This window comes from Calidifontimicrobium sp. SYSU G02091 (genome assembly GCF_022631395.1).
Classification (GTDB): Bacteria; Pseudomonadota; Gammaproteobacteria; order Burkholderiales; family Burkholderiaceae_C; genus Calidifontimicrobium; species Calidifontimicrobium sediminis.
In genome coordinates this window covers 1-9999 of the sequence record NZ_JALBGB010000053.1, presented here as the reverse complement: position 1 = coordinate 9999, position 9999 = coordinate 1, and the positions used below count along the sequence as shown (strand labels likewise).

12 protein-coding genes are annotated in these 9999 nt (G+C 74.9%); 8 read left to right on the top strand and 4 right to left on the bottom strand.

The window, feature by feature from the left end; translation table 11 throughout:
- The first annotated feature begins 122 nt into the window (after positions 1-122).
- Together MOJ79_RS18355 and MOJ79_RS18350 are read left to right on the top strand one after the other, a co-directional pair.
- Positions 123-959, top strand: a complete 837-nt coding sequence (locus MOJ79_RS18355) for a PhzF family phenazine biosynthesis protein (protein WP_241925457.1) — start codon at positions 123-125, stop codon at positions 957-959.
- Positions 956-1606: a VOC family protein gene (locus MOJ79_RS18350; RefSeq protein ID WP_241925456.1), complete on the top strand. Its 651-nt coding sequence runs from the start codon at positions 956-958 to the stop codon at positions 1604-1606. The genes MOJ79_RS18355 and MOJ79_RS18350 overlap by 4 nt, the downstream gene beginning before the upstream one ends.
- A gap of 115 nt (positions 1607-1721) precedes the next feature.
- On the opposite strand, the gene MOJ79_RS18345 is transcribed toward MOJ79_RS18350, so the two are convergent.
- Complete coding sequence (locus MOJ79_RS18345; RefSeq protein ID WP_119290083.1) at positions 1722-2177, bottom strand: c-type cytochrome; 456 nt, start codon at positions 2175-2177, stop codon at positions 1722-1724.
- Between the two features lie 161 nt (positions 2178-2338).
- Between MOJ79_RS18345 and MOJ79_RS18340 the strand changes: the two genes are divergently transcribed.
- Genes MOJ79_RS18340 through MOJ79_RS18320 form a run of 5 tightly spaced genes read left to right on the top strand, consistent with a single transcriptional unit; the run spans position 2339 to position 6178 of the window.
- The gene (locus tag MOJ79_RS18340) at positions 2339-3031 is read left to right on the top strand and encodes a cytochrome b/b6 domain-containing protein (RefSeq protein ID WP_241925455.1); all 693 of its coding nucleotides are present in this window, start codon (positions 2339-2341) and stop codon (positions 3029-3031) included.
- A complete protein-coding gene (locus tag MOJ79_RS18335; RefSeq protein WP_442863145.1) occupies positions 3028-3555 on the top strand; it encodes a GNAT family N-acetyltransferase in 528 nt (175 codons plus the stop codon). The genes MOJ79_RS18340 and MOJ79_RS18335 overlap by 4 nt, the downstream gene beginning before the upstream one ends.
- A gap of 25 nt (positions 3556-3580) precedes the next feature.
- Positions 3581-4402, top strand: coding sequence for an HpcH/HpaI aldolase family protein (locus MOJ79_RS18330; protein ID WP_241925454.1), 822 nt, complete (start codon positions 3581-3583; stop codon positions 4400-4402).
- A gap of 25 nt (positions 4403-4427) precedes the next feature.
- On the top strand, positions 4428-5285 hold the full coding sequence (locus MOJ79_RS18325) for an aldose 1-epimerase (protein ID WP_241925453.1): 858 nt from the start codon (positions 4428-4430) through the stop codon (positions 5283-5285).
- On the top strand, positions 5282-6178 hold the full coding sequence (locus MOJ79_RS18320) for an SMP-30/gluconolactonase/LRE family protein (RefSeq protein ID WP_241925452.1): 897 nt from the start codon (positions 5282-5284) through the stop codon (positions 6176-6178). The genes MOJ79_RS18325 and MOJ79_RS18320 overlap by 4 nt, the downstream gene beginning before the upstream one ends.
- A 19-nt stretch (positions 6179-6197) precedes the next feature.
- On the opposite strand, the gene MOJ79_RS18315 is transcribed toward MOJ79_RS18320, so the two are convergent.
- Both MOJ79_RS18315 and MOJ79_RS18310 read right to left on the bottom strand, forming a co-directional pair.
- Positions 6198-6836: a DsbA family oxidoreductase gene (locus tag MOJ79_RS18315; RefSeq protein ID WP_241925451.1), complete on the bottom strand. Its 639-nt coding sequence runs from the start codon at positions 6834-6836 to the stop codon at positions 6198-6200.
- A 49-nt stretch (positions 6837-6885) separates the two neighbouring features.
- Positions 6886-8463 (bottom strand): bifunctional aminoglycoside phosphotransferase/ATP-binding protein, encoded by a 1578-nt coding sequence (locus MOJ79_RS18310; protein WP_241925450.1) that lies wholly within the window; start codon positions 8461-8463, stop codon positions 6886-6888.
- A gap of 130 nt (positions 8464-8593) precedes the next feature.
- On the opposite strand from MOJ79_RS18310, the gene MOJ79_RS18305 reads away from it, so the two are divergent.
- Positions 8594-8836 (top strand): hypothetical protein, encoded by a 243-nt coding sequence (locus MOJ79_RS18305; protein WP_241925449.1) that lies wholly within the window; start codon positions 8594-8596, stop codon positions 8834-8836.
- Positions 8837-8861: 25 nt separating this feature from the next.
- Here the strand turns inward: MOJ79_RS18305 and MOJ79_RS18300 are convergent, their stop codons facing one another.
- Positions 8862-9746 (bottom strand): LysR substrate-binding domain-containing protein, encoded by an 885-nt coding sequence (locus MOJ79_RS18300; RefSeq protein WP_241925448.1) that lies wholly within the window; start codon positions 9744-9746, stop codon positions 8862-8864.
- Positions 9747-9999 lie beyond the last annotated feature (253 nt).

Here is a 9999-nt window from a genome sequence, read left to right as displayed (position 1 = left end):
CGCGCAGCAGCGCCGCGTGACGTTCGTTCCTCTGGCTTTGAGGCCAACTCGACGGGCGTCTGCGGCGATCAATTGCCTCTCAGCCTCTGAGAGCGGCACCCGCCGCGACCGGCAGCGCGCCGATGCGCCGGTACCGCTTCACGCAGCTCGACGTGTTCGGGGCACGCGCGCTGGCGGGCAACCCGCTGGCCGTCGTGCACGACGCGCAGACGCTCGACGACGCGCGCATGGCCGCGTTCGCGCGCTGGACGCGGCTGTCGGAGACGACGTACCTGCTGCCGCCCACCGATGCGCGCGCCGACTACCGCGTGCGCATCTTCACCCCCGGCGGCGAGCTGCCGTTCGCCGGCCACCCGACACTGGGCAGCGCGGCCGCGTGGCTCGCCGCCGGCGGCGTGCCGAAGGACGACGGCGTCGTCGTGCAGCAGTGTGGCGTGGGTCTGGTGCGCGTGCGCCGCGACGGAGCGCGGCTCGCGTTCGCCGCACCGCCGCTCAAGCGCACCGGGCCGCTCGACGAAGCGCTGCTCGCACGCATCGCCGGCTGGCTGCGCGTGCCGCGCGGCGACCTCGTCGCGCACCAGCACGTCGACAATGGCCCCGGCTGGGTCGCCGTGATGCTGCCGTCGGCCGCGGCGGTGCGCGCGCTGCGCCCGGACTTCGGCGGCTGCGACGTCAAGCTCGGCGTCGTCGGCCCCGAGGCGCCGGGCGGCGAGACGGCGTTCGAGGTGCGCGCGTTCTTCCCCGGCCCGAACGGGATGTTCGAGGACCCGGTGACCGGCAGCCTCAACGCCGGCCTCGCGCAGTGGCTGACCGCCGTCGGGCTGGCGCCGCCGCGCTACGTCGCCGCGCAGGGCGGCGCGCTCGGCGCCGACGGGCGCGTGCACGTCGAGCGCGTCGGCGACGACGTCTGGATCGGCGGCGAGGTCGCCGTCTGCATCGAAGGCACGGTCGCGCTGTGACGGCCGCACTCGACCACCTCGTCGTCGCCGCAGCGACGCTCGACGACGGCGTCGCGTGGTGCGAGGCGACGCTGGGCGTCGTGCCCGACGCCGGCGGCCGTCACGCGCTGATGGGCACGCACAACCGGCTGCTCGCGACCGAAAGCGACGCATTCCCGCAGAGTTACCTCGAGATCATCGCCGTCGACCCCGACGCGCCGGCGCCGCCGCGTGTGCGCTGGTTCGGGCTCGATGACCCGTGGCTGCAGCAGCGCCTTCGGCGCCACGGCCCGCAGCTGGTGCACTGGGTCGCGCGCACCGACGCACTCGATGCGCGCCGCGCGGCACTCGCGCGGCTCGGCGTCGACCCGGGCGCCATCGTGGCGGCGCAGCGCGGCACGCTGCGCTGGCGCATCACGCTGCGCGATGACGCGCGCCGCTTCGCCGCCGGTGCGTGGCCGCTGTGGATCGAATGGGACGGCGCGCACCCGACGGCGACGCTGCCGGCGCGCGGCGTGGCGCTGCGCGCGTTCGCCGTCGGCGGCGTGCCGCTGTCGGCCGCGGTCGCGCTCGACGTGCCAGGCGTGACCGTCCACGAGCGTGGCGCGCCGCTGCACGCCGTCCTCGAGACGCCGCGCGGCGCCGTCGAGCTCACCGGCGGCGCGTGAGCCCGGTGCGCCGCCGCGCGACGATGGCCCGCCGCGCCGCGACCGACGTGCCGGCGGCACAGTGCGCGGCCATCGGGCCGTCCGGGCCCGCTTCGGCGGGCCCGCGGGCGCGGGCTTACTCCTTGCGGTAGTTGTCGTGGCAGGCCTTGCAGGTCTGGCCCACGGCACCGAACGCCGCCTTGAGCTGGTCGAGGTTGTTCGACTTCGCCGCGGCGACGAGCTTCTGCGTTTCTTCCTGCAGCTTCTTCGCGCCGGCGTCGAACTGGGCCCGCTCGGTCCAGATCTTCGGCAGCGCGCGCGTGTCGCCCTTGTCGGTGCCGTCGATGAAGCCGGCGAACGGCAGCGGGGCCAGCATCGCGACGATCTCGGCGTTGGCGGTGGCCGCCGCGGCGTCGAACGGGACGCGGCCGTTGGCCATCGCGCCGATGCGGCCGAAGTGCTGGCCCATCACGAAGAACGCGCCCTTGCGGTACTTGACGGCGTCGTCGGGGCGCTGGAATTGGGCCGCCGCGGGCAGCGCGGTCGTCACGGCGAGCGCGGCGGTCGCCGCGGTGAGTGCAAATCGCTTCATGCGTGGTCTCTCCGGTCGGTTCGAGGGACGTGGGTGTCCGGAGTGCTCCGGACCGCGGCCAGTGTAGGGACAAGCGATGAGCCGTCTGTGACCTCGGTTACTCCGCCATCGCCGCCGGCGGCGCGCCGGGTTATCGTTGTGTCCTGAACCGCCCGTCGCCCATGCCCGAGACCGCCCGCCCCGCCGACGCCGCCGTGCCCGTGCGCATCTGGGACCTGCCCACGCGCCTGTTCCACTGGACGCTCGCGCTGGCCGTCGTCGCTGCCATCGTCAGTGCGAAGATCGGCGGCAACGCGATGGTGTGGCACTTCCGCTTCGGCTATGCCGTGTTCGCGCTGCTGGCGTTTCGCCTCGTCTGGGGCTTCGTCGGCGGGCACTGGTCGCGCTTCGCGAGCTTCGTGCCGACGCCGGGGCGCCTCGTGCGCTACCTGCGCGGGGCGCCGCAGCCGGGCGAGCACCTCGACGCCGGCCACAGCCCGCTGGGCGCGCTGTCGGTGTTCGCGCTGCTCGCGGTGCTGGCCGCGCAGGTCGCCACCGGGCTCGTGGCCGACGACGAGATCGCCAACGTCGGGCCGCTGAACCGCTTCGTCGCCGTCGAGACGGGGCTGGCGGCCACGGCGTACCACAAGACCTTCGGCCAGTGGGCGCTGATCGCGCTCGTCGTGATGCACGTCGCGGCGATCGTCGTGTACCGGCTGCGTGGGCGCGACCTCGTCGCACCGATGTGGCACGGCGACAAGACGCTGGCCCCGGGGACGCCGGCGTCGACCGACACGCTGGCCACGCGGCTGTTCGCCGCCGTGCTGATCGCGGGCTGCGCCGTCGTCGTGCGCTGGCTCGTGACGATGGCATGACGACGGCACCACGCGCGATGTCCGAGCCGAGCAGCCTGCCGCCGCGCATCGACTTGACGCCGGCCGACAGCCCCGAGCACCTGGCGCTGGCGCGCGAGATCTTCCGCGAGTACGCCGAGCAGCTCGGCGTCGACCTGGGCTTCCAGGGCTTCGACGACGAGCTCGCGCGGCTGCCCGGCGACTACGCGCCGCCGCAGGGCGCGCTGCTGCTGGCCTTCGTCGACGGCGAACTCGCCGGCTGCGGCGCGGTGCGTCCGCTCGTCGACGTGGACTACGCCAACGCGTGCGAGATGAAGCGGCTGTACGTGCGCCGGCCGTTCCGCCGCTTCGGCATCGGGCGCCTGCTCGCGCAGGCGCTGATGGACCACGCCACCGGCGCCGGCTACTCGGTGATGCTGCTCGACACGCTCGACGACATGGAGGCCGCGCGCGGCCTGTACGCGTCGCTCGGCTTCGAGGAGGTGCCGCCTTACTACTACAACCCGCTGCCCGGGGCCCACTACCTGAAGGCCGACCTCGGCTGACGGCGCGAGCGCGAAGGAGACCGCGATGAACCCGTTTCGACAACTGCTGCGCGCCAGCGGCGCGCACACGCCGGTGGGCACCTGGGTGCTGTCGGCCAGCCCCATCGTCGCCGAGGCCGTCGGCCACGCCGGCTTCGACTGGGGCGTGATCGACATGGAGCACGCGCCGCTGGACGTCGCCGGGCTCGTCGGCATGCTGCAGGCGGTCGGCAACACGAAGATGGTGCCGGTGGTGCGCGTGCCGTGGAACGAGCCGGTCGTCGTCAAGCGCGTGCTCGACGCCGGCGCGACGACGGTGATGTTCCCGTTCGTGCAAAGCGCCGACGAGGCGCGCCGTGCGGTGGCCGCCACGCGCTACCCGCCCGAGGGCGTGCGCGGCGTCGTCGGCACGAGCCGCGCGACCAAGTTCGGCACCGTGGCCAACTACGCCGCGCAGGCCAACCGCTGCGTCGGCGTCATCGTGCAGCTCGAGACGCCGGCCGCGCTCGACGCGCTGCCGGCGATCGCCGAGGTGCCCGGCGTCGACGCGCTGTTCATCGGCCCGGCCGACCTGTCGGCCGCGATGGGTCACCTCGGCCAGGCCCACCACCCGGCGGTGGTCGAGCGCATGGCGAAGGCCGCCGCGCAGTGCAAGGTGCTCGGCAAGCCGGTGGGCACGATCGGCGACTCGCCCGCGGCGGTGGTGCAGTACCGCGCTGCCGGCTTCGACTTCGTCGCGATCGCGTCCGACCTCGCGCTGCTGATGCGTGGTGCGCAGGCCGCTGCCGGCGCGCTGCGCACGCAGGAAGGCGACGACGTCGTGCACTCGGTGGTCGACGGCACGCACACCGACGGCGCGACGTGCTGACCGTCCCCACCCACGCGAGCCCGCGATGACGACCGTCACGTCCCTCGAACTGCACGCCGGCGAACTGCGCCTGGCGCTGCGTCCCGACCTCGGCGGCTGCATCGCCGGGCTGTGGCGCGCCGGGCTGCCGGTGCTGCGCAGCACCGAACCGCTGGCGCTCGAGCGCTCGCGGCAGTCCGGCTGCTACCCGCTGGCGCCGTACTCGAACCGGCTCGGCTTCGCGCGCTTCCGCTGGCTCGGGCACGACCACACGACGCGCCCGAGTCTCGACGATGGCCCGCACTCGATACACGGCGTCGCATGGCAGCGCGCCTGGCGCGTCGAGTCGGCCGACGGCCACACCGCGGCGCTCGCGTTCGTGCACCCCGGCGACGCCGACTGGCCGTTCGCGTTCGCGCTCGACCAGCGCTTCGAGCTCTCGCCGCAGTCGCTGCGCGTGTCGATGCGCATCGTCAACACGGCGCCGCACGCGCAGCCGGTGGGGCTGGGCTGGCACCCGTACTTTCCGAAGCGCGCGCGCAGCCGCCTGCACGCCGAGCTGACGCACCGCTGGGAGTCGGACCCGACGACGCAGCTGCCGACGCGCCGCGTCGCGCAAAGCGGGCTCGACGGCGACGTCGCGCACCTGGACTTCGACCACGTGTTCGACGGCTGGCAGGGCGCGGCGCGCATCCGCGACGAGAAATTCTCGCTGCGGCTGACCTCGTCGCTGGACCGGCTGGTGGTCTACACGCCGCCGGCGAAGGACTACTTCTGCGTCGAGCCGGTCAGCCACGTCAGCAACGCGATCCACATGGCGCAGCCGCTCGCGCACGGGCTGCGCGCGCTCGAGCCGGGGCAGGCGTTCGAGGCGTGGATGCAGCTCGACGTCGCGCCGGCATGACGGCCGTCGAGCCGCTGGCAGGCGTGCCGGCGTGCGCGCTCGGCGAGTCGCCGTTCTGGCATCCGCGCGAGGCGGCGCTGTACTGGGTCGACATCCCCGGGCGCGCGCTGCACCGCTGGACCGGGCGCGACGGCGCGCACCGCCAGTGGCCGCTGCCCACCGAGCCGGGCTGCGTCGCGCCGCGGCTCGGCGGCGGGCTGCTGCTGGCCCTGCGCGACGGGCTGTGGCACTTCGACCCCGGCACCGGCCTGACGCGGCGCGTCGCGAAGGCGCCGTACGACACCGCGACGCAGCGCTTCAACGACGGCAAGGCCGACGCGCTCGGGCGGCTGTGGGTCGGCACCTACAGCGAGGACGGGCGCACCGGCGAGGCCGCGCTGTACCGCTTCGACGCCGGCCGGATCGAGCGCGTGGCCGGCGGCATCGGCGCGAGCAACGGGCTGGCGTGGAGCCCCGACGGCCGCACGATGTACTGGGCCGACACGCGCGCGCACGTGGTGTACGCGTTCGACTTCGGCGTCAGTGGCGGCACGCTGTCGCGCCAGCGCGAGTTCGCGCGCTTCGCGCCGCGCGACGCGGCGGCCCCGGCGGCCTACGGTGGCCGCCCCGACGGTGCCGCGGTCGACGCCGACGGCGGCTACTGGGTCGCGATGTACGAGGGCGCGCGGCTGCTGCGCTTCGCGCCCGACGGCACGCTGTCGTGCGAGGTGCCGCTGCCGGTGCGCAGCCCGACGATGCCGTGCTTCGGCGACGACGACCTGAAGACGCTGTACGTCACGACGGCGCGCAAGGGGCTCGGCGCCGACGAGCTCGCGCGCGAGCCCTGGGCCGGCGCCGTGCTGCGGCTGCGCGTCGACGTGCCCGGGCTGCCGGTCAACTTCGCGCACGCGTGAGCGGCGTGCGCCCGCGCGCTCAGCGTGCGAGCTCGCGCAGCGCCTGCGCGTAGGCGTCGGGCGTCTGCGCGCCCTGCAGCAGGTGCCGGCCGTCGATCACCACCGACGGCACGGCGCGGATGCCGGCCTGCTGCCAGGCCCGTTCGGCCGCGCGCACATCGCCGGCATGCGCGTCGGACCCGATCACGGCGCGTGCACCGTCGTCGTCGAGGCCGGCGTCGCGTGCGAGCTCGAGCAGCACGTCGGCGGCGCCGGGGTTGCGCCCGTCGCGGTGGTACGCGACGAGCAGCGCGTGCTTGAGCCGGCGCTGGACGTCGCCGCCCTGCAGCCCGGCGTGGTGCAGCAGCCGGTGCGCATCGAACGTGTTCCACACGCGCCGCCGCTCGCCGAACGCGAAGCCGACCGCGGCGCCACGCTCGCGCAGCGTTTCGCGCGACGCGGCGAGCTGCGCGTCGCTCAGGCCGTACTTGGCCTTCAGGTACGCGGCGGCGTCCTCGCCGTCGGGGCCGAGTGCCGGGTTCAGCTCGAACGGCTGGATGTGCAGCTCGACGTCGAAGCCGCCCGGCTGCGCGCGCAGCCGCTCGAGCGCGCGTTCGAGCGCGTTCAGGCCGATCGCGCACCACGGGCAGGCGACGTCGGAGACGAAGTCGATGCGCATCACGGTCGTCGCGGTGGCGGTGGGAGGCGCCGATGGTAGAGCGCGCGCGTCAGCCGCGTCGCCAGCCGGCCACCAGCGCGTCGACGCGCGCGTCGACCTCGTCGGGTGGTGCGTCGGTGTCGAGCACGACGGCACCCTCGTCGGCGGCGAGCGGTTCGCGCACGCGCAGCTGCAACGCGAGCACGTCGGCGGTCGCATCCGACGCGTCGCGGTTGTCGGCGGCGCGGCGCGCGAGCCGCTCGCGCAGCACCGGCTCGGGCGCCGTGCACTCGACGGTCACGCAGTCGACGCCGAGCGTGCGTGCCAGCGTGCGCATCGCGTCGCGCTCGCCGCGGCGCAGGAACGCGGCGTCGACGACGACCGAGACGCCGCCTTCGACCGCGTGCCGCGCGACGGCCTCGAGCCGCGCGTAGGTGCGCTCGGTCGCGCGTGCGTGGTACAGCGCCGCGGGGTCGGCGACGCGCGCGGTCGCGGCCAGCCCGTACAGCCGCTTGCGTTCGACGTCGGAGCGCACGCGCACCGCGCCGAGCGCCTCGACCAGCCGCTGCGCGACCGTGCTCTTGCCGCTGCCGCTGACGCCGCTGGTCAGCACCAGGCGCGGCGCTGGCGGGTGCGCGAGGTCGTGCGCGAGCGCGAGGCGCCGCTGCGCGGCGGCGGCGGCCGCGGTGCGTTCGGCGGGCGCCGCGTCCGGCTGCGCGGCGCGGATCGCCGCGACCTTGGCGCGCACCAGCGCGCGGTACGCGGCGAACCAGCGCACGACGGGCAGCCCGTCGTGGTCGCCGGTGTGCTCGAGGTACTGGCTCAGGTAGCGCCACGCGAGCGCCGGCAGGCCGTGGTCGAGCAGGTCCATGAACGCGAACACGGCGTCGGCGAGCACGTCGACGTGGCGCAGCCGCGGGTCGAACTCGAGCGCGTCGAAAGGCACCGCCTGCCCGTCGAGCCACGCGATGTTGGCCAGGTGCAGGTCGCCGTGGCCTTCGCGCACGCGGCCCTGCGCGCGTCGCCATGCGAGCGTCTCGGCGATCGTGTCGAAGCGTTCGCGCGTCCAGCGGTGCAATGCGTCGATGGTGGCCGCATCGGCGCGCAGCGTCGCCACCAGCGTGCGCAGGTTGTCGAGTGCGACGCGCAGCGCGGCTTGCGGATCGCCGTACGCGGCCGGTGACGCCGGCAGCGCGCCGTGGAACGCGGCCACCGTGGTCGCGAGGGCGTCGATGTGCGCGCGCGTCAGTGCGCCGGCATCGGCGAGGCGGTCGAACGCGCTCGCGCTGTCGAAGCGGCGCATGCGCAGCGCCCACTCGATCGGTTCGCCGTCGCCGCCGAGCCGCGGCGCATCGACGGTGCCGGTCACCGGCTGCACGTCGACGTACCACGCGCTCGCGGTGCGGCGGTTCAGCCGCAGCTCCTCCTCGCAGAAGTGGCGCCGGCGCTCGAGCGTCGAGAAGTCGACGAAGTCGAGCGCGAGTGGTTTCTTCAGTTTCAGCGCCCAGGTGCGCGACAGCAGCACCGTCGACAGGTGGGTCTGCACGACCTCGACCGGCCCGTCGGCGTCGGACCAGCCGCCGGCGCGGCACAGCGCCTGCACGAGGCGATGGTGGCGTTGCAGCGCGGTGTCGATCGCGTCGGCCATGCGGCATTGTCGGCCCCGCCGAGGGACCTCCGACGGGTGACCGACCTGCGGGCGATTGAGTGCCGCACCCGCGTCACCGACGATGGCGTCGAAGGGCCGTGCGCGGGCCCGCAACGACCGGGAGACTGGCATGACCTCCATCCGCTCGCTGTCCTCGCTCACGCCGTGGCACTGGTTCGCACGTGCGCGCTCCGCGCGCTGCCGTCGGGTGGCCGCCTCGACGTGCGTGCAGGATGGCACGGCCGACGTGCTGCCGGCGCTGGCCGGCGACGACGACCTGCCGCGCGGCTGCGCCTGGTACCCGTCGAGCTTCGAGCTCGTGCACGGCACCGACGTGCGCGAAGACGACGCGGCGGCGCTCGCGTGCGGGTGAGCGGCCGCGCCCGGCGGCGCGGGCCTCAGCGCGCCGTGGCGAGCAGCCAGCGTTCGAAGGTGTCGAGCGCCGGGCTCGCCGCCCCGTCGGGCACGACGAGCTCGTAGCGGCGGTCGCTGTCGAACGCGACGGGCACCGGCTGCACGAGGCGTCCGCTGGCGAGTTCGTCGGCGACGAAGATGTCGGGCACCAGCGCGACGCCCAGGCCCTGCACCGCGGCCTCGATGCTCATCGAGAACAGCTCGTAGCGGGGGCCGCGCAGGTCGCCGTCGACCTCGACGCCGGCGTGCGCGAACCAGCGCCGCCACGCGTCGGGCCGCGTCGTCTGCTGCAGCAGCGGCAGGCGGCCGAGCGCTTCGACGCTCAGCCGCTGGCCGCGCGGCACCAGCGCGGGGCTGCACACCGCCACCAGCCGTTCGCCGATCAGCGGCACGCAGCGGCACCCGGCCCAGTGGCCGTCGCCGGCATGGATCGCCGCATCGAGCCCGCTGCCGTCGAACAGGAACGGGCGCGTGCGCACGTGCAGGTTCAGCTGCAGCTGCGGCGCGGCGCGCGCGAGCGCGGGCAGCCGCGGCAGCAGCCAGCGCGTGGCGAACGTGGGCACGACGGCCAGCTCGATGACGCGGCGCTCGCCGCCGTCGCCGGCGGCGACGTCGAGCGCGTCGGCCTCGAGCGCGGCCAGCCGCGCCGCGACGCGGCGCGCGTACCCGGCGCCGGCCGGCGTCAGCGCGACGCCGCGGCGCGTGCGCCGGAACAGCTTGACGCCCAGCGTGGCCTCGAGCGCGGCGATCTGGCGGCACACCGCGCTTTGCGTCAGCGCGAGCTCCTCGGCGGCGAGCGTGAAGCTCTGGTGGCGGGCGGCGGCCTCGAAGGCGACGAGGGCGGTCGTGCTGGGCAGGCGGCGGCGCATCGCGGGCTCCTTGTCGAAGTGCGTTTCTTGCACTCGTCGATGCCGAATTCTCGTTTGCCCGCCGATTCGTGGGCCGCTTAGCATGTCGGCTGGCGCGTGTGCCGAGTGAAGGCGCCGCATTTCGATGACCCCGCACCGGAGACCGCGATGACCAAGCCCGCCTTCCACTGGGACGACCCGCTGCTGCTCGATGCGCAGCTGAGCGCCGACGAGCGCGCGGTGCGCGACGCCGCGCACGCGTACTGCCAGGAAC